This is a genomic window from Sphingomonas sp. CFBP 13603 (assembly GCF_014892665.1).
Taxonomy (GTDB): domain Bacteria; phylum Pseudomonadota; class Alphaproteobacteria; order Sphingomonadales; family Sphingomonadaceae; genus Sphingomonas.
Genome location: NZ_JADBIA010000011.1, coordinates 71475 through 89680 on the forward strand (window position 1 = coordinate 71475; position 18206 = coordinate 89680).

The 18206-nt window shown below is 65.5% G+C and carries 22 protein-coding genes; 12 read left to right on the forward strand and 10 right to left on the reverse strand.

Annotated features, from left to right (window positions below; translation table 11 throughout):
* Window positions 1-202: 202 nt before the first annotated feature.
* From IFR23_RS15825 to IFR23_RS15850, 6 genes are read right to left on the reverse strand one after another with little or no spacing between them, the layout of a single operon-like run.
* Window positions 203-1105, reverse strand: coding sequence for a ParB/RepB/Spo0J family partition protein (locus IFR23_RS15825; RefSeq protein WP_192976721.1), 903 nt, complete (start codon window positions 1103-1105; stop codon window positions 203-205).
* On the reverse strand, window positions 1102-1884 hold the full coding sequence (locus tag IFR23_RS15830; RefSeq protein WP_192976722.1) for a ParA family protein: 783 nt from the start codon (window positions 1882-1884) through the stop codon (window positions 1102-1104). Before IFR23_RS15830 ends, IFR23_RS15825 begins: the two co-directional genes overlap by 4 nt.
* Window positions 1881-2438 carry a 16S rRNA (guanine(527)-N(7))-methyltransferase RsmG gene (gene rsmG, locus IFR23_RS15835; RefSeq protein WP_244655730.1) on the reverse strand — a complete coding sequence of 186 codons (558 nt, stop codon included), beginning with the start codon at window positions 2436-2438 and terminating at the stop codon, window positions 1881-1883. Before rsmG ends, IFR23_RS15830 begins: the two co-directional genes overlap by 4 nt.
* 59 nt (window positions 2439-2497) lie before the next feature.
* The gene (mnmG, locus tag IFR23_RS15840; protein ID WP_192976724.1) at window positions 2498-4333 is read right to left on the reverse strand and encodes a tRNA uridine-5-carboxymethylaminomethyl(34) synthesis enzyme MnmG; all 1836 of its coding nucleotides are present in this window, start codon (window positions 4331-4333) and stop codon (window positions 2498-2500) included.
* A 54-nt stretch (window positions 4334-4387) separates the two neighbouring features.
* The gene (gene mnmE / locus IFR23_RS15845; protein ID WP_192976725.1) at window positions 4388-5665 is read right to left on the reverse strand and encodes a tRNA uridine-5-carboxymethylaminomethyl(34) synthesis GTPase MnmE; all 1278 of its coding nucleotides are present in this window, start codon (window positions 5663-5665) and stop codon (window positions 4388-4390) included.
* 7 nt (window positions 5666-5672) lie between these two features.
* On the reverse strand, window positions 5673-5906 hold the full coding sequence (locus IFR23_RS15850) for a DUF6489 family protein (protein ID WP_056053820.1): 234 nt from the start codon (window positions 5904-5906) through the stop codon (window positions 5673-5675).
* A 56-nt stretch (window positions 5907-5962) separates the two neighbouring features.
* On the opposite strand from IFR23_RS15850, the gene IFR23_RS15855 reads away from it, so the two are divergent.
* On the forward strand, window positions 5963-6433 hold the full coding sequence (locus IFR23_RS15855) for a methylated-DNA--[protein]-cysteine S-methyltransferase (RefSeq protein ID WP_192976726.1): 471 nt from the start codon (window positions 5963-5965) through the stop codon (window positions 6431-6433).
* The gene (locus IFR23_RS15860) at window positions 6430-7131 is read left to right on the forward strand and encodes a dienelactone hydrolase family protein (RefSeq protein ID WP_192976727.1); all 702 of its coding nucleotides are present in this window, start codon (window positions 6430-6432) and stop codon (window positions 7129-7131) included. Before IFR23_RS15855 ends, IFR23_RS15860 begins: the two co-directional genes overlap by 4 nt.
* Window positions 7132-7245: 114 nt before the next feature.
* Here IFR23_RS15860 and IFR23_RS15865 read toward each other — a convergent pair whose 3' ends face one another.
* The 4 genes from IFR23_RS15865 to hemE all read right to left on the reverse strand — a co-directional run bounded on the left by IFR23_RS15865 (window position 7246) and on the right by hemE (window position 11192).
* Complete coding sequence (locus tag IFR23_RS15865) at window positions 7246-7965, reverse strand: TerC family protein (protein WP_192976814.1); 720 nt, start codon at window positions 7963-7965, stop codon at window positions 7246-7248.
* Between the two features lie 226 nt (window positions 7966-8191).
* Window positions 8192-9448, reverse strand: a complete 1257-nt coding sequence (rho, locus tag IFR23_RS15870; protein WP_031395107.1) for a transcription termination factor Rho — start codon at window positions 9446-9448, stop codon at window positions 8192-8194.
* A 266-nt stretch (window positions 9449-9714) separates the two neighbouring features.
* Window positions 9715-10176 carry a CopD family protein gene (locus IFR23_RS15875; RefSeq protein ID WP_192976728.1) on the reverse strand — a complete coding sequence of 154 codons (462 nt, stop codon included), beginning with the start codon at window positions 10174-10176 and terminating at the stop codon, window positions 9715-9717.
* Window positions 10173-11192, reverse strand: a complete 1020-nt coding sequence (hemE, locus tag IFR23_RS15880) for a uroporphyrinogen decarboxylase (RefSeq protein WP_192976815.1) — start codon at window positions 11190-11192, stop codon at window positions 10173-10175. The genes IFR23_RS15875 and hemE overlap by 4 nt, the downstream gene beginning before the upstream one ends.
* Window positions 11193-11550: 358 nt before the next feature.
* On the opposite strand from hemE, the gene IFR23_RS15885 reads away from it, so the two are divergent.
* The 10 genes from IFR23_RS15885 (at window position 11551) to IFR23_RS15930 (ending at window position 18143) form a co-directional block, all read left to right on the forward strand.
* On the forward strand, window positions 11551-12384 hold the full coding sequence (locus IFR23_RS15885; RefSeq protein ID WP_192976729.1) for a pyruvate, water dikinase regulatory protein: 834 nt from the start codon (window positions 11551-11553) through the stop codon (window positions 12382-12384).
* Window positions 12381-12971 (forward strand): Maf family protein, encoded by a 591-nt coding sequence (locus tag IFR23_RS15890; RefSeq protein ID WP_192976730.1) that lies wholly within the window; start codon window positions 12381-12383, stop codon window positions 12969-12971. The genes IFR23_RS15885 and IFR23_RS15890 overlap by 4 nt, the downstream gene beginning before the upstream one ends.
* Before the next feature lie 250 nt (window positions 12972-13221).
* Window positions 13222-14034: a shikimate dehydrogenase family protein gene (locus IFR23_RS15895; protein ID WP_192976731.1), complete on the forward strand. Its 813-nt coding sequence runs from the start codon at window positions 13222-13224 to the stop codon at window positions 14032-14034.
* Window positions 14031-14606 (forward strand): dephospho-CoA kinase, encoded by a 576-nt coding sequence (gene coaE, locus IFR23_RS15900; RefSeq protein WP_192976732.1) that lies wholly within the window; start codon window positions 14031-14033, stop codon window positions 14604-14606. Before IFR23_RS15895 ends, coaE begins: the two co-directional genes overlap by 4 nt.
* Window positions 14607-14621: 15 nt before the next feature.
* A complete protein-coding gene (gene dnaQ, locus IFR23_RS15905; RefSeq protein ID WP_192976733.1) occupies window positions 14622-15314 on the forward strand; it encodes a DNA polymerase III subunit epsilon in 693 nt (230 codons plus the stop codon).
* 61 nt (window positions 15315-15375) lie between these two features.
* A complete protein-coding gene (hpf, locus tag IFR23_RS15910) occupies window positions 15376-15975 on the forward strand; it encodes a ribosome hibernation-promoting factor, HPF/YfiA family (protein WP_192976734.1) in 600 nt (199 codons plus the stop codon).
* Window positions 15976-16076: 101 nt separating this feature from the next.
* Window positions 16077-16544, forward strand: a complete 468-nt coding sequence (locus tag IFR23_RS15915; RefSeq protein ID WP_192976735.1) for a PTS sugar transporter subunit IIA — start codon at window positions 16077-16079, stop codon at window positions 16542-16544.
* A complete protein-coding gene (locus tag IFR23_RS15920) occupies window positions 16534-17007 on the forward strand; it encodes a PaaI family thioesterase (protein WP_192976736.1) in 474 nt (157 codons plus the stop codon). Before IFR23_RS15915 ends, IFR23_RS15920 begins: the two co-directional genes overlap by 11 nt.
* A complete protein-coding gene (locus tag IFR23_RS15925; protein WP_192976737.1) occupies window positions 17004-17330 on the forward strand; it encodes a DUF1491 family protein in 327 nt (108 codons plus the stop codon). Before IFR23_RS15920 ends, IFR23_RS15925 begins: the two co-directional genes overlap by 4 nt.
* A gap of 153 nt (window positions 17331-17483) precedes the next feature.
* Window positions 17484-18143, forward strand: a complete 660-nt coding sequence (locus IFR23_RS15930; RefSeq protein WP_192976738.1) for a cell wall hydrolase — start codon at window positions 17484-17486, stop codon at window positions 18141-18143.
* The last annotated feature ends 63 nt before the right edge of the window (window positions 18144-18206 follow it).

Below are 18206 nucleotides of genomic sequence, written 5' to 3' on the forward strand. Positions count from 1 at the left end.
GGGTGCAATCACTAACGAAGCGGACCGCAACCGTGGGTCCCGGCTTCCGCCGGGATGACGGAGAGTATTGGTCCTCCCTTCACCCTCCACCCCCTCCTATCCCCCGTTCGTCCTGAGCGAAGTCGAAGGATGGTCCAGTACGCAAGTGCTTCGACTTCGCTCAGCACGAACGGGCGGGGTGCGATTGGATCAGGCCCGCGCCTTAGATCGCCCCACCCGTCAACCGCTGGCAAACCATATCCAGCTGGTCCAACGTCGAGTAATTCAACGTCAACGTCCCGCCCGTATCGGTATGCGCCACCCGGACCTGCAACCCGAGCAAGTCCGCCAACTGCCGCTCCAACGCAGCAATATCCGCATCCGGGACCCGAGGCTCGGACGACCCACCACCGCCACTACGACTCCGCCCAGGCTTCGCATCCCGCGCCAGCTTCTCGGTCTCGCGCACCGACAGCCCACGCGACACGACCTGGTCCGCCAGCGACTCCACATCGGGCGACCCCAACAACGCCCGAGCATGCCCCATCGACAGCGAGCCATCGACCACCTGCGACTGCACCTGCGCCGGCAACTCCAGCAGCCGCAGCAGGTTCGCGACATGACTGCGCGACTTGTGGACGATCTTGGCAAGCACCTCCTGCGTGTGGCCATACTCGCCCGCCAGCCGCTGATACGCTTGAGCCTCTTCGATCGCGTTGAGGTCCTCGCGCTGGATATTCTCGATCAGCGCGATCTCAAGCGTCTCGGCATCATCGAAGTCGCGAACGACGACCGGCACCTCGTGTAACCGTGCGCGCTGCGCCGCCCGCCAGCGCCGCTCGCCCGCAATGATCTGAAAATCATGCCCATGCGGCCGAACCACGATCGGCTGGATCAATCCGCGCGACGCGATCGACGCGGCCAGCTCGTCGAGCATCGCCTCATCGAAATGCCGCCGCGGCTGATCGGGATGCGGCGACAGCGAACTGACCGGCAGCATCCGCACGCCAGACGACTGAGGGGCCGACGCGCCATCGGCGGACACCGGCGTCTCGCGCGCCATCTCGCCGAGCAGCGCGTTGAGGCCCCTGCCCAGCCCCGGCCGGCCACGCTTGTTCTCGCTCATGCCGCGGCCTGCGCGGCAGCGGGAAGCCGACCGATCAACTCACGCGCGAGCGCGATATACGCCTGCGACCCCGAACAACGGTGATCGTAGATCAGCGCCGGCAACCCGTGGCTCGGCGCCTCCGACAGCCGCACGTTGCGCGGGATCACCGTCTCGAACACGACCTTGCCCAGCACCGCGCGAACGTCCGCCGAGACTTGGTCGGTCAACCGATTCCGCCGATCGAACATCGTCAGTGCCACCCCCAGAATCGACAGCCCAGGATTGAACCGCTGGCGGATCCGCTCGACCGTACTCAACAATTGCGACAACCCCTCAAGCGCGAAGAACTCGCATTGCAGCGGTACCAGCAGCGAATCCGCCGCGACCATCGCGTTGATCGTCAGCAGCCCGAGCGACGGCGGGCAATCGATCAGCGCGATATCCCACGGCCCCTGCGCCGCCTTCACCGCGCGATCGAGCCGATGCGTGCGCGCGTCGAAATCGACCAGCTCGATTTCCGCGCCCGACAGGTCGACCGTTGCGGGCACGATATCGAGCCGCGGCACGCGCGTGTGGACCACCGCCTCTTCGATCGACGTCTCGCCGACCAACACGTCGTAGCTCGACCGCTCGCGCTGCGAATGACCGATGCCGAGCCCGGTCGACGCGTTGCCCTGCGGATCGAGATCGACCAGCAGCACGCGCATGCCCGTCGCCGCCAGCGCCGTCGCGAGGTTGATGGCGCTGGTGGTCTTGCCCACCCCACCCTTTTGATTGGCGACCGCGATGGTGATCATTGCGCGCTTACCCGATCCAGAACCACGATCGACGACTCCGGGTTCGTGAGGCTTTGTTCCACGTGAAACATAAACCGCCAATGCTGCTTGAGCGCGGCCAACTCCTCCTCGTCGAAACGCCCCCGAGGAAGCAACCACCGCGTCTCCGTTGTGGCGCAGTGTGTCGCGCCACGCAAAAGGTTTTGCAACGACGCCACCGCACGGGCGGAAATGATTGAAGCGTCCGCGGTCGCATTCTCCACTTTCGACGCGTGAACGCGCACCTGATCACCAAGCCCAAGTCGAGCAACGCAAAGCTGGAGGAAGTCCGCACGCCGACGCCGGGGCTCGACCAGATCGACCGGCCCCCCGCGAACCAGCGCAACGACCATACCGGGAAACCCCCCGCCAGTGCCGATATCGAGCCACCGCTTCGCCGACGTATCCGCCCCCGCAAGCGCAACCAACTGGAGCGAATCCACCACGTGTCGATCCCAGATCGTCGGGATCGTCGACGGCGCGATCAAATTCTGGTGCGGCGCTTCCTCGATGACCATCGCCACGAACGCATTCAAGCGCTCGGTCGCCTCTGCCCCGAACCGCTCGGTGGTCCAGCTCTGCGCTTCGTCTTCGGTCATGCTGGAACTCGTTTTGTATGCAATAGAACAGCCGACAAAGCCGCTGGGGTAATCCCCCGCACCCGCGCTGCGGCCGCCAGCGACGTCGGCCGAGCGGCGCTCAGGCGATCGATCATCTCGTTCGACAGTCCCGGCACGCGATCATAGGCTAGCTCCTCCGGCAACCGGAGCGCCTCGTCGGCCCGCAACCGCGCGACCTCTTGCGCCTGCCGCTCGATATACGGGGCATAGCGCGCGTCCTCTAACACCTCGTCAACGACCGCCGTCGGGATGCCTTCAGCAGCGTCCGGCGCGACATGCGAGAGCGTCACGCCCTCGAACCGAAGCCAGTCGAACGCAGTCCGCCGTGCCCCGTCCCGACCAATCGCAACGCCCTGATCGGCTACATGGGTCGCAGTCCGCTCGCAGTCGAGTGCCGACCGGAAATAAGCACGGTCCTCGGCCAGCGCGTGCTGATGCGCCAACCGCTCGGGTCCAAGACACCCAGCCGCCTCCGCAATCCCGCCCAGCCGGGTCTCGGCATTGTCCGCGCGCAACGACAACCGGAACTCGGCACGCGCGGTCAGCATCCGATACGGCTCGGTCACGCCTTGCAGCGTGAGGTCGTCGATCATCACCCCGAGATAGCTGGACGCGCGATCCAGGATCACCGGCGCCAGATCGCACGCATGTGCCGCTGCGTTCAGCCCCGCGACAAGCCCCTGCCCAGCCGCTTCCTCATACCCGGTGGTGCCGTTGATCTGCCCCGCGCAGAACACGCCCTCGATTGCACCCAGCGCCAACCGCGTATCGAGCGCACGCGGATTGATATAATCATACTCGACCGCGTAACCCGGCATCGTCATCGTCACGCGCTCGAGCCCTGGAATACTAGCCAGCATCGCCGCCTGAACCTCAACTGGCAGCGACGTCGACAGCCCGTTCGGATACACCGTCGCATCGTCGAGGCCCTCGGGTTCCAGGAAAACCTGGTGCCCGTCGCGGTCGCCAAACCGATGCACCTTGTCCTCGATCGACGGACAGTAACGCGGCCCCGCCGCCTCGATCGCGCCGGTGAACAGCGGCGACCGATGGAACGCCTCGCGGATGATCGAGTGGGTCTCGTCAGTCGTGCGGGTAATGGCGCACGCGATCTGTGGGAGCGGACGCGCGCGAGTCATCGGCGACATCGTCCAGGGATCGAGGTCAGACGGCTGCTCGGCAAGCGCACCCCAGTCGATCGTCCGACCATCGAGCCGCGGTGGCGTTCCCGTCTTCAGCCGCGCCATCGGCAGGTTCCGCGCGCGCAACTGGTCGGCGAGTGGTTTGGCCGCCCGCTCGCCAATCCGCCCTCCCTCCTCACGATCGTCACCCCGGAAGATACGTCCACCAAGGAACGTGCCGGTCGCCAGCACGACCGCTCGTGCCGCCACGATCGCGCCATCCGCCAGCACGACACCCGCCACGCGATCGCCGTCGAAATGCAACGCCGTCGCCTCGCCCTCGACGATCGACAGCCCTTCCGTGGCCGCAAGCATCGCCTGGATCGCACCGGAATAGAGACGGCGATCAGCCTGGACCCGAGGCCCCTGCACCGCCGAACCTTTGCTGCGATTGAGCATCCGATAATGGATCGCGGCAGCGTCGGCAGCACGACCGATCAGCCCGTCGAACGCATCGACCTCGCGAACCATGTGCCCCTTACCGAGCCCACCGATCGCCGGATTGCACGACATCGCGCCAATATGCCGCGCGTCGAACGACACGAGCGCGGTACGCGCGCCCCTCCTCGCCGCCGCGGCTGCGGCTTCGGTTCCGGCATGGCCACCGCCAACCACCACTACATCGAACATGCTACGGCCGTAGAACGCCGCGCCCGACGCGTCAAAGATGTTCCACGTGGAACATCACTTCCCGATGCAGAATCGTCCGAACAGCGCGTCGAGCATCTCCCCGGTCGCGTCGAGCCCAAGTACGCCAGCAAGAATCGCGCGAACCTGTCGAAGGTGTTCCGCAACGACAAGCGCATCCGAGCTTCGATACCGCAGAGCCTCGACCGTCGGAGCGCACTGCCGGCGCTGGTGCTGCTTCAATGCTATCTCATCGCCACGCGGCAGCATCGCAATCGCTCGCCGATGCAGTTCACCCCAAAGGGCATCGAGCGATTCCCGGTCGTTCTGCGAGACTGCCAATGTCCGACCAGACGGCAACTCTCCCCGCCCCGGCAGATCGGCGCGCGCATGAATCCAGATCGCATCGGCGCGGGGCGGCGCGGTATCGGCCAGCCACATCACGATGTCCGCCGCGGCGAGCGCCCCCTCCGCACGCGTGACGCCGATCGCCTCGATAGGGTCGAGCGTATCGATCAAACCCGCGGTGTCGGTCAGCACATAGGCGATACCGTTCCGCGTCACCGGAACATCGATCCGGTCGCGCGTCGTTCCCGAGATTGGCGAGACGATCGCCGCATCGCGCTCGCCCAGCAGGTTGAGCAACGTCGACTTGCCGCTGTTTGGCGGACCGCCAATGACGACGCGCAGGCCGTCCTTCAGCCGCTCCACCGGCGGGGCATCGACCACGACCTCGATCTCCGAGGCGAGCGCGTCGATCTCGGAAACGATCGCGTCGAACGCTGCGGTATCGCTCGCGACGTCGTCCTCGTCGGCGAAGTCGAGCATAGCCTCGACCCGCGCGGACAGCATCGCGACCGAATCCATCCAGCCGCGAACCGCCTGGCTCACGCGACCTTCCGCCGCCGTCATCGCCGCGACACGCTGGCTCTCCGTCTCGGCTTCGAGAAGGTCGGCGAGCCCCTCCGCCTCGGTCAGGTCGATGCGGCCATTGGTCAACGCACGACGCGTGAACTCGCCCGGTTCGGCATGACGCAAACCGGGCATCCCCGACAACACACTCTCGACCGCCGCGATTACCGCACGACCACCGTGGCAATGAAACTCGACCAGGTCTTCGCCGGTCGCCGTCGCCGGTCCCGGAAACACGATCACGAGCGCGCGGTCGAGCAACGCCCCATCGGTGCCCCGCAGTCCCCGGAGGCTGGCATGGCGCGGCGCCGGCAATGGTCCCGCCAACGCCTCGGCCGCGGCAAACGCCTGGGGCCCGCTCACCCGGACGACGGCGATCGCCGCTGGCGGTCGTCCGCTCGATACCGCAAAAATCGTCTTCACGTGAAACTCAGCCGCTTTTCGTCGCGCTGTCGAACAGCCGCTTCCACATCGCCATCCCCGCCTCGCCCATCGGCTGCCAGCCGCGCATCATCGATTCGAGCATCTCGGGCTTCATCTGGCCGTCCGGGATCGCCTCCATCATCATCGCGATATAGCGGTCGTGGATCGGCGTCAGATCGGGCAGCCCGACCGCGCGACGCGCTTCCTCTGGCGTGCATTCGATCTCGATATTCATCTTCATGTGACGCACCCTCGATGACGCTTGAGCGGTCCATCGCGGCGCTGCATAGCGTTGGAATGTATGCGCGCGATGCCGCCTCGATCGCAACGCCTATCGGTCTGGTCCGCGTGACCGGCACCGAGGACCGGATCGACGCGATCGATATCGGCGTGGAGCATGGTTCGACCAGCCACGCCCCCGCGATCCTCGAAGCACTCCGCCAGATCGACGCGTATTTCGCCGGACGGCTGACCGTGTTCGACCTGCCCCTCGCACTCTCCCCTACCCCGCGCGGTGCCAACCTTCGCCAGGCGATCGTCGACATCGGCTACGGCACGACGGCCAGCTACGGCGCGCTCGCCAAGGCGATCGGCTCCAGCCCACGCGCTATCGGCCAGGCGTGCGCACGCAATCCTTTTCCGATCATCGTCCCCTGCCACCGAATCCTTGGAGCCGGCGGAGCGCTTGGTGCGTACTCCGCGGGGGAAGGCCCGATCACCAAATCCCGGCTGCTCGACCACGAGCGGCCGCCAGGAGGACTGTTATGACGAACACTACCAAGATCGCCACGCTCACGAGCGATGGCGAATTCACCGCGTATCGTGCGACCCCGGCAGGCACGCCAAAGGCCGCGATCGTCGTGATCCAGGAGATCTTCGGCGTGAACGCCGGGATTCGCCGCAAGTGCGATACGCTCGCCGAGGCCGGCTATCTCGCGATCGCCCCCGACCTGTTCTGGCGCCTCGAGCCCAGCATCGAGCTCGACCCGGACATCAAGCCCGAGTTCGACCGCGCGCTCGAACTGATGGGCCAGTTCGACCAGGACAAGGGTATCGCCGATATCGAGGCGAGCATCCGCGCCGTTCGCAGCGAGCTGGGTGACGGCGCCAAGGTCGGCGTGGTCGGCTACTGCCTCGGTGGCCGCCTGGCGTTCATGACCGCGGCGCGGACCGACGTCGATGCGAGCGTCGGCTATTATGGCGTCGGGATCGACGGCTTGCTCGGCGAAAAGCATGCGATCGCACACCCGGTGCTGTTGCACGTGCCGGAGGAGGATCACTTCGTCGACAAGGCGGCGCAGGCTGCGATGCACGCCGGGCTCGACGATCACCCCAAGGTGACGATCTATGACTACGCGGGCGAGGACCACGGCTTCGCCACCGAGTTCGGCGAGCGCCGCTCGGATGCATCGGCCAAGCTGGCGGACGAGCGTACGGCCAAGTTCTTCGCGGAGAACCTGGGCTAACCACTCCCTCCCCGTTACCCTGTTCCGGGGTGACGGGTTGCTCGGGACGGACATGAAAAAGGCCTCGCCGGACGATCCCGGCGAGGCCTTTTCCTTATCCCAATCGCACCGCGATCAGCGCAGCAGCGAGATGATCCCGAGCGTCTCGCCGGTGCCGACCCAGCCCTCGTAAATCATCTTCAGCGCGACCACGAGGATCACGGCGAGGCCGATATACGCGATCCAGCGATACTTGTTGATGACGCGTGCGATGTAGTTCGCCGCCAGACCCATCATCGCGACCGACAGCAGCAGGCCGATGACGAGGATGCCCGGATGCTCGCGCGCCGCGCCGGCGACCGCCAGGACGTTGTCGAGGCTCATCGAGACGTCGGCGACGGCGACAGCCCAGGCTGCACTTGCAAAGCCCTTCGAGGAGCGGATACCCGATCGCTCGTCGCCCTCGATCTCCTCGGAGCCCGCATTCTCCGCGCCCTCGCGGATTTCGCGCCAGAACTTCCAGCTGACCCAGAGCAACAGCAAGCCGCCCGCGAAGATCAGGCCGACGATGCCCATCAGCCACGTCACGATCAACGCGAAGAAGATGCGCAGGACGAGCGCCGCGCCGATACCGATCAGGATGACCTTCTTGCGCTGGTCGGTGGGAAGTCCGGCGGCGAGTGCACCGACGACGATCGCGTTGTCGCCCGCGAGGACGAGATCGATCATCAGGACCGATCCGAATGCGGCCAGCGCCTTCGGGTCGCCGAGGTTGGAGAAGTCGGCGACGATATGCTGCCAGATTTCCAGCGGCGAGCCGGGGCCCGCGGTGCTCGATGCGGCGGCGGCCAGCATGGCGATGATACTCAAGATGTCAGCTCCCGGTGACGGGCCACGCCGCGGGCGGAGTGGCGGTTTTCATAGCGATTAATAGCAAAGCGGCACGCGAAAGCCATGCTCTCGCGTGCCGCTTTGGTCTGCTTGGCCGGACATGGGCAAAGCCCATGTCGTCAGTCGGGGCCCTGCCCCGCCGGCCGGATCGATGCGAGTCCCGCTGCAGCGTGCAGCGGGCCGCATTCGATCACTGATTCATGGAATCGAAGAAATTCTCGTTGGTCTTCGAATCCTTCATCTTGTCGAGCAGGAACTCCATCGCGTCGATCGTGCCCATCTGCATCAGGATGCGGCGCAGGACCCACATCTTGCTGAGCTTGGCCTTGTCGACCAGCAGCTCTTCCTTGCGGGTACCCGACTTGCCGACGTCCAGCGCCGGGAAGATGCGCTTGTCCGCGACCTTGCGATCGAGCACGATTTCCGAGTTGCCGGTGCCCTTGAACTCCTCGAAGATCACCTCGTCCATGCGGCTGCCCGTATCGATCAGCGCGGTCGCGATGATCGAGAGCGAACCGCCCTCCTCGATGTTGCGCGCGGCACCGAAGAAGCGCTTCGGACGCTGCAGCGCGTTCGCGTCGACACCACCGGTCAGGACCTTGCCCGACGACGGCACGACGGTGTTGTAGGCACGACCCAGACGCGTGATCGAATCGAGCAGGATCACCACGTCCTTCTTGTGCTCGACCAGGCGCTTGGCCTTTTCGATCACCATTTCAGCGACTTGCACGTGGCGCTGCGCGGGTTCGTCGAAGGTCGAGCTGACCACCTCGCCCTTCACGCTGCGCTGCATGTCGGTGACTTCCTCGGGGCGCTCGTCGATCAGCAGGACGATCAGGAACACCTCGGGGTGGTTGTCGGTGATCGCCTTGGCCATGTTCTGCAACATGACCGTCTTGCCGACGCGCGGCGGCGCGACGATCAGCGTGCGCTGGCCCTTGCCCTGCGGCGAGACGATGTCGATCACGCGTGCCGACTTGTCCTTGACGGTCGGGTCGGCGGGATCAAGCGTCAGCTTGCTCTCGGGATAGAGCGGCGTGAGGTTGTCGAAATTGACGCGGTGACGGACGACGTCGGGATCGTCGAAATTGACCGCGGTGAGCTTCACCAGCGAGAAATAGCGTTCGCCATCCTTCGGCCCACGAATCTCGCCCTCGACCGTGTCACCGGTGCGCAGGCCGAACTTCCGCACCTGGTTCGGCGAGATGTAGATGTCGTCCGGCCCCGCCAGATAGTTCGATTCCGGCGAGCGCAGGAAGCCGAAGCCGTCGGGCAGCACTTCGATCGTGCCGAGCCCCATGATCTGGTCGCCATTGTCCGCCTGGACCTTCAGGATCGCGAACAGCAGGTCTTGCTTGCGCAGCGTCGAGGCGCTCTCGACCCCCAGTTCCTCGGCCAGCTGGACCAGCTCGGCGGGTTTCTTTTTCTTCAGGTCTTTGAGATGCATGGGAATTTCCGGATAGCAATCAACGGGAGAACGCTCGGTCGGCGGTGCGCTTGGGAAGCGGAACTGTGCGAGACGAGTCTGGCAAGACACGACCGGGCAGGACGCCAGGAGGCCGTGTTGGGAGAAGGGGTTAGAATTGGGGGGCGGGTTAGTCAAGCGGGAGTGCGTACACCGCTCTCGACGTTCCCCTGCGAACGCAGGGGCCCAGGATCACGAACGCGATCGCCTGTAACCCTGGGCTCCTGCGTTCGCAGGAGGACACGCGGTCAGAACGGCTTAACGATCACCAGCACGACGATCAGCGTCACCGCCAGCGCAGGCACCTCGTTCAACATCCGCAACTGCTTCCCCGCCAGCGTCGGTTTCCCCGCGGCGAGCTTTTTCGCGTAACCGACCGCCCAGCCATGATACCCCGACAACAACAGCACGAGCAGCAGCTTCAGGTGGAGCCACCCGAGCCCCGGCGCGTCGTCCGCCAGCCCCAGGTTCAGCGCCAGCGCGATCCCCAGCACCCAGACGACGATCATCGCCGGCGTCAGGATGATGTGGCGGATCTTGCTCTCGCGTTCGACCCAGTTCGCCGCCTCGCTCGTGTTGCCCGCCGCCAGCGCCTCCTGGTGATAAACGAGATAGCGCGGCAGCATGAACAGCCCTGCCATCCAGAAGATCACGAAGATCAGATGCGCCGCCTTCACCCAGTCATACGTGCCCCCAAGAAAACCGCTCATGTCGTGCTCCTTACGCGGGCGATCAGCTGCTCGACGTGCTCGATTGGTGTGTCGGGCAGGATGCCGTGGCCGAGGTTGAAGACGTGCGGGCGCTCGACGAACGCCGCCAGGATCCGGTCGATCGCCGCATCGAGATCCGCGCCGCCCGCGATCAACGCCAGCGGATCGAGATTGCCCTGCACCGGCATGTCCGCAGGCAACGACGCATGCGCCCAGACCGGATCGACCGTCTCGTCCAGCCCGATCGCATCGACGCCCGTCGCGCGCGCATAGGCCGGCAGCTTGCCCCCCGCGCCCTTCGGAAAGCCGATCACCGGAACGCCGGGGCAACGCGCGTGGAGCCGCTCGACGATCGACGCGGTCGGCGCGATCACCCAGCGTTCGAACTGCGCAGGCGAGAGCGAGCCCGACCAGCTGTCGAACAGCTGCACAACGTCGACGCCCGCCCCGACCTGCCGCGCGAGATACTCGACGGTGTTGTCCGCGATCGCATCGATGATCGCACCGAACGCCTCGGGGTCGCGATATGCGAAACGCCGCGTCTCGGACTGATCCTTCGAGCCCTTCCCCGCCACCATATAGGTCGCGACCGTCCAAGGAGACCCCGCAAAGCCCAGGAACGTCGTCTCGGGCGGCAAGGCAGCAGCGACCTTCGCGACGGTGCCGTAGACCGGCTCCAGCCGCCCCATCACCGGCTGCAACCGATCGAGCGCATGGTCGATCAGCGCCGGCTCGAGCCGAGGCCCCTCGCCGACCCCGAAGCTCAGATCCTGCCCGAGCGCCCACGGGATCATCAGGATGTCAGAGAACAGGATGGAGCCGTCGAACCCGAACCGGCGGATCGGCTGGAGCGTGACTTCGGCCGCCGCGTCTGGATCGGTGGCGAGTGCGAGGAACCCGCCCTTCTCGGCACGCAGTTCGCGGTATTCGGGGAGATACCGCCCCGCCTGCCGCATGAGCCACAGTGGCGGCAGGGCCTGACGCTCTCCGCGAAGAGTCGCCAGAAGCGGCTTGATGGGAGGCGAGTTGGGGGTCGGATCGGTCAGCGGAGCACCCTTCTTCTACTATAAGAAGATTCAAGAAATAGGTTGTTGCAGTGGTTGGGCGGTTGAACCCGGGACTTATGCGGTGATCCCGGAAATGCCAACAGCTTGACCCCTCGGCACGCCCACAAACGCGCTGATTCGATTCAAGGCTCCCCGTTACCCACAGCCTGTGGATAAAATCCGGCCCTGTGCGCGGCAGTGTGGATAGAATCGGTGTTATCCACGGCGTACCCGTCGCTTGGCGGGGCGGACGAGTTACGCTAGCCGTTCTCCCCATGTTATCCACAGATTCACGCCCACAAACCCGCCCGCTGGGGATAAAACGCCGATGATGCGGCTCCACCTACATTTGTTGTCGGATTCGACCGGCGAGACATTGGAGAACATCGCGAAGGCGGCGCTGGCGCAATATGACGACGTCGAGACGGTCCGCCATTTCTGGCCAATGGTGCGAACCGAGGCGCATCTCGAACGCATCCTCCAGGAGATCGCGCAAAACCCCGGGCTGGTGGTTTTCACGCTAGTGAACCCCGCGACGCGGCGAATTCTCGAGCAGAGGTGCCTGGCGCTAGGTCTTCCGGCAGTAGCGCCGCTCGACCCGGTCAACGACGCGCTATCGGGGTTGCTCGGGCAGCAGGCAAAGGCGCGACCTGGCCGCCAGCACGTCCTAGATGCGGCCTATTTCGCGCGCGTCGACGCGATCCAGTGGACGATCGCACACGACGACGGGATCGCCTCGGAAGAATGGGAGGAGGCCGATATCGTCCTGGCGGGTGTATCGCGCTCGTCGAAGACGCCGACCTCGATCTACCTCGCCAATCGTGGCTACAAGACCGCGAACATCCCGATCGTCGTGGAAAGCCCACCACCCCTGAACCTCTACAAGCTTACCAACCCGCTGATCGTCGGCCTCACGACCAGCGCCGACCGCCTGATCCAGGTCCGCCGCAACCGGCTGTTATCGCTCAACCAACAGCCCGACACGTCGTACGTCGAGGAGGAAGCGGTAATGCGCGAACTCGCCTTTGCGCGCCGCATGTTCGCCGACAATGGCTGGCCGGTGATCGACGTCACCAGGCGTTCGATCGAGGAAACCGCGGCGGCGATCATCGCGCTGTGTAACCAGCGGCGGAGCGACGACGTCGCCAAGATCGAGTCATGAGCCTGATCCTCGCCTCGCAAAGCGCCTCGCGTCGCGCGATGCTGACCGCCGCCGGCGTACCGTTCGAGGCCACCTTTGCGGGCGTCGACGAGGATGCGGCGAAGGCGGCGCTGCGCGACCTGTCCCCGCGCGATCTTGCGGACGCGTTGGCCGAACTGAAGGCCCTCAAGGTTTCCGCGAGAATGCCGGGCTATCTCGTCCTCGGCAGCGACTCGCTGGTCGCGCTGGAAGACGGCACCATCCTCGACAAGCCCGTCGACCGCGCCGATGCGGCGGCGCATCTGCGACTGATGTCCGGCAAGCGCCACGACCTCTGGAGCGCCGCGGTCATCGCCGAGAACGGCCAGGCGATCTGGCGCCATGTCGAGCGCGCGAAGATGCACGTCCGCCCGCTGTCCGATGCATTCATCGAGACCTACCTCGACGCGGAATGGCCCGCGATCTCGGGCTGCGTCGGCTGTTACCGCATCGAAGGCCCCGGCGCGCAGCTGTTCGCCAGGATCGAAGGAAGCCAGTTCACGGTACTCGGCATGCCGCTCTTGAACGTTCTCGACTTCCTCCGCGCGCGAGGCGAACTGCCGGCGTAACCCGACGCTTTCAATCCTCCCCCGCCAGGGGGAGGTGGCTGGCGCTTGCCAGACGGAGGGGGAGGCATGCGACGCGTTTGTTCCGTGTCCTCCCCCTCCGTCACCGTCGGCGCCACCTCCCCCTGGCGGGGGAGGATTGAGTAGGTGCTGCACATGGCAATCCGCCCGAGCTAGACTAAACCATGTTCACCCGCGAAGGCGGGTGCCCAGACTGGATCCCCGCCTCCCGCGGGGAAACACGGAGCTTCGAATGACTCGTCCCTATGCAGAAGTGATCGGCGATCCGATCGCACAGTCGAAATCGCCCTTGATCCACGGCTTCTGGCTCGACGCGCTCGGGATCGACGCGGAGTACCGCCACAAGCTCGTCACCCCGGACGCCCTCCCCGCCTACTTCGCCGAGCGGAAAGCCGACCCCGCCTGGCGCGGGTGCAACATCACGATGCCGCACAAGCTCGCCGCGCTCGACGACGTCTCCGACCCCGGCAATGTCCGCGGGACGATCGGCGCGATCAACACGGTGTTCCGCAACCAGGCGGGCGACTGCATCGGCACCAACACCGACGCTGCCGGATTCTGGGCTCCGATCGACGACCTTGACATCGCCGGCCAGCCCGTCACGGTGATAGGCGCAGGTGGTGCCGCCCGCGCGATCCTGTTCGCGCTGTCGCGGATGGGAGTCGGCCCCGTCACCATCCTGAACCGCAATCCGCTGAAGGGTGCGGCGCTCCTTTCGACCTTCGGACTCAAGGGCCAAGCGCTCCCGATCGGCCCCGCCGCCCCGCCCTCGCGACTGCTCGTCAACGCCAGCGTTCTCGGCATGGCCGGCCAGCCACCGCTCGATATCGATCTCGGCGCGCTGGAGCCGGACTCGCTTGTCTACGACATCGTCTATTCCCCGCTCGAAACCGGCCTCCTGAAAGTCGCGCGCGCGCGCGACCTTGAGACCGTCGACGGGCTGGAAATGCTGATCGGCCAAGCCGCTGTCGCGTTCGAGATATTGTTCCACGTGGAACCACCGCGCGATCGTGACGACGAACTCCGCGCGTTACTGAACAAATGATCATCGGCCTCACCGGCTCGATCGGCATGGGCAAATCAGCCGTCGCCGCGATGTTCGCCGACGAGGCCGTCCCCGTGTTCGACGCCGACGCGACCGTCCACCGACTGCAAGGCATCGGCGGGCGTCTCGTCCCCGCGATCGAAACCGCGTTCCCCGGCACCACTGTCAACGGCGCAGTCGACCGAACGAAACTCGGCGCAGCGGTCTTCGGCGACGACGCCGCGATCAAGCGCCTCGAAGCGATCGTCCACCCCGCTGTCGGCGAAGAACGCGCCGCCTTCCTCGCACAGCACGCCGGCAAGCGAGTCGTGTTCGACGTCCCCCTGCTGTTCGAAACCGGCGGCGACCGCAACGTCGACGTGATCGTCGTCGTTTCCGCCGCCCCCGACGTCCAGCGCGCGCGCGTCCTCGCCCGTCCCGGCATGACCACGGAGAAGTTCGCCGCGATCCTCGCCCGCCAAACCCCCGACGCCGAAAAACGCGCCCGCGCGGATCACGTCATCCACACCGACACCAGCTTCGACGCAACACGCGCGCAAGTCCGGGCGGTGCTTGCATCCTTGGAAATCTGAGCCGATACCATCGGGATGCGTGAGATCGTCTTCGATACCGAAACCACCGGCCTCAGTTTTTCCGGCGGCGACCGCATGGTCGAAATCGGCTGCGTCGAGATGCTCAACCGGGTCGAGACCGGCCGCACCTTCCACGCCTATTACCACCCGGAACGCGACATGCCGGTCGAGGCGTTCAACGTCCACGGGCTGAGCGCGCAGTTCCTCTCCGACAAGCCGAAGTTCGCCGACGCGGTCGAGGACCTGCTCGAATTCGTCGGCGACGCGCCGATGATCGCGCACAATGCCGGTTTCGATTTCTCGTTCCTCAACGGCGAGCTCACCAAGTGCGGCCGCCAGATCGTCCACATGAAGCGGATGGTCGACACGCTGCAGATCGCGCGCAGCCGTCACCCCGGCGCCAAGCATTCGCTCGACGCGCTCTGTTCGCGGTTCGGAATCGATCGCAGCCACCGCGTCCTGCACGGCGCGCTACTCGACGCGCAGTTGCTCGCGCAGGTCTATGTCGAGCTGATGGGCGGTCGCCAGATCGGCCTCGGCCTGCTGAGCGATACCGGCAGCACCGCCGCGACTCCGATCGTCGCACAGGCGCCTCGGGTCGTTCGCCCTGCCCGCGTTTTCGCGGTGAGCGAGGGAGACCTTGCGGCCCATGCTGCGTTTATGAAGGGGATCAAGGATCCGATCTGGGGGGCCGTGGCGTCCGGATGACGCTGGCAGGGTGGAGCCAATAGGACCGCCCGAAGACTGTAACGCCGTTAAGGAGACGACAATGGATATCCGGATTTCTGGTCATCAGGTTGACACTGGCGAAGCACTCAACAGCCACGTGGAAGACCGACTCCAGGGTATCGCCGACAAATATTTCTCGCGCGCCATCTCGGCCGAGGTCACGTTCGGCAAGGGCCCGCACGACGCCGGCTTCAAATGCGACATCGTTTCGCACGTGATGAAGGGCCTCGTGATCAAGGGGCATGGCGACGCCTATGATGCGCGCGCCGCGTTCGATGCCGCCGCCGCCAAGATCGAGACTCAGCTCCGCCGCTACATGCGCCGCCTGAAGGATCGCCACGCCGGCGAAGCGGTCGCGATTGCCGAGAGCAATGGCTATGATAATGCCGGCTACACGCTGTTCCAGGAAAGCGTCGAAGAAGACGATGTCGCGGACGCGCCGCTCATCATCGCCGAAACGCGCGTCGATATCCCCGAGGCCAGCGTATCGGACGCGGTGATGATGCTCGATCTGCGCAACACCGCGGCGTTGCTGTTCATGAATGCGGGCACCGGCGCGCACAACATGGTGTACAAGCGCGGCGACGGCACGATCGGCTGGGTCGAGCCACAGCGCGTGGCGGCCTCCCCTCCCCAGTAAAGAAGGGTCCATAAAGGCGCGGGTCTCAAGGCCGCGCCTTTACGCCCCCGCGCAACCCGCTAAGGCGGACGCGCGCGGGGGCGCTTGAGACATTGAACCGAATGACTGATTTCAGCGATATGCTGCGTCCCGACGCAGTGCAGACGGGCGTGATCGCCACCAGCAAGAAGGCGGTGTTCCAGCATCTCGCCACGATCGCGTCGGAGATACTCGATTCCGACCCAAAGATGATCGCCGACCGGCTGGCCGCGCGGGAAAAGCTCGGCTCGACCGGGTTCGGTGGCGGTGTCGCAATCCCGCATGCCAAGCTCGAAGGGCTTGCGCAGGTAACCGGTGTCTTCGCACGGCTCGCGCAGCCGGTCGATTTCCAGGCGGTCGACGATCTCCCCGTCGATCTCGTCTTCATGCTGCTGTCTCCCACCGATGCCGGCGCGGTTCATTTGAAGGCGCTCGCTCGCGTCTCGCGACGGCTGCGCGACAAGGCGTTCCTGGAAAAACTGCGCGGCGGTGGTTCGCCCGATGCGGTCTACGCGCTGTTCACCGCCGACGAGGTCCGCGATGCAGCCTGAGTCGGCCCCTAACTCGGCAGGCGCAGACGCGCATTTCCGCGCGCTGGAGTCGCTATATGCTCAAGCGCCGATCAACCGCTTCTTCGACTCCTCGCTCGAAATCCCCGAAGCCGGCGTCGCGCGCATCCATTTCACGATCGACGAGCGCCATTACCACGCCGGCGGCGCCGCGCACGGCACGAGCTATTTCAAGATGCTCGACGACGCCGCTTTCTATGCCTGCAACAGCCTGGTCACCGATCGCTTCCTGCTCACCACCGCGTTCAACCTGCTGCTCACGCGCCCGCTGAAAATCGGCCCGGTGATCGCCGAAGGACGCTGGATCAGCGGTAAGCGACGCGTGTTCGTCGCGGACGCCCGACTGATAGACGCCGACGGTGAAGAAGCGGCCCGCGGCACCGGCACCTTCATGCGCTCGCGCATCGCGCTCGCCGGCCTCCCCGGATACCGCAGCGCAGCATGAGCGGCCGTCTCCCCAGCGGAATGCTCGTCAGCGCCCTGCTGCGGCGCGTCAATGACGCCGGCGGCTTCGGCGCGGTGATGGCGAAAGGCGACCCGCAGGGCGGCGCGATCCTGGTCATCGCGATCGACAAGGGCGCCCCTCCCCGCCTGCTGGAACGCGGCATCGGACCCGACGGACGGACCGCGCTGATCGACTCCACCCCGCTCGAAGACCTCGACGGATATTGGCGTCGTCGCCGCGCAAGCGACCCGGATCTATGGGTAATTGAGGTGGACATCGCAGCGGCGGAACGGTTCGCCGCTGAAACGATCCTCGACGATTGACTCGAAAGCCCCCCCAATAGAGGGGAATTGCAACATTGATTGGCGTTGTGCTGGGACGGGTGCGATCCGGATCAGTTACGCAGTCGGGGGGATGCCTGGACGATCGGCTCGTACGATTGCTTCCGCGGTCCAACCGCATCTGAATAAGTTTGAATGACGATTCTTCAGCGGGCTGCGACGATCGCGGTCATGACGTTTTCTCTCGCCGGCCTGCTCGGCAACAGCGCTCCCGGTCAGGCAACCGGTATCGATCGCTCGACCACCAATCTCACTGCTCTCGCCAATATAAACGCGCTCTCGCCGCAGAATGTTCCGCAGATCGCTCCAGTTGCCACCACCGTCGCACCTGTCGAGACGAACGCCCAGAACACCGCAGTCAGCCCTGCAGTCGCAGAAGCCGAAGAATTCGACACGCTCGCCCAGGCCGTTGCCGCGCAGGATAGCGCCGCCGCCGACGAAGCGCTTCAGTGCCTTGCCGGCGCGATCTATTTCGAATCCAAGGGTGAGCCCCTGGCCGGCCAGCTCGCCGTCGCCGAAGTCATCATCAATCGCGCCAAGTCGGGTCGTTTCCCCGCCAACGTCTGCGCCGTCGTCAAGCAGCGCGGCCAGTTCAGCTTCGTCCGCGGTGGCCAGATCCCCAACATCAACGCCGGCACTGCCTACCGCACCGCGATTGCAGTCGCCAAGGTCGCTCTCGCCGATGCGTGGAACAGCCCGGCTGACAAGGCGCTCTACTTCAACACCCCCGATCGCCGCCCCAGCGTCCGTGCGATCAAGGTCGCCTCGATCGGCAACCACGTCTTCTACCGCTGATATCCCCGAGATATCGCTGAGGTCCGACCCCGTCCCGCAACCAGCGGGGCGGGGTTTTTCGTA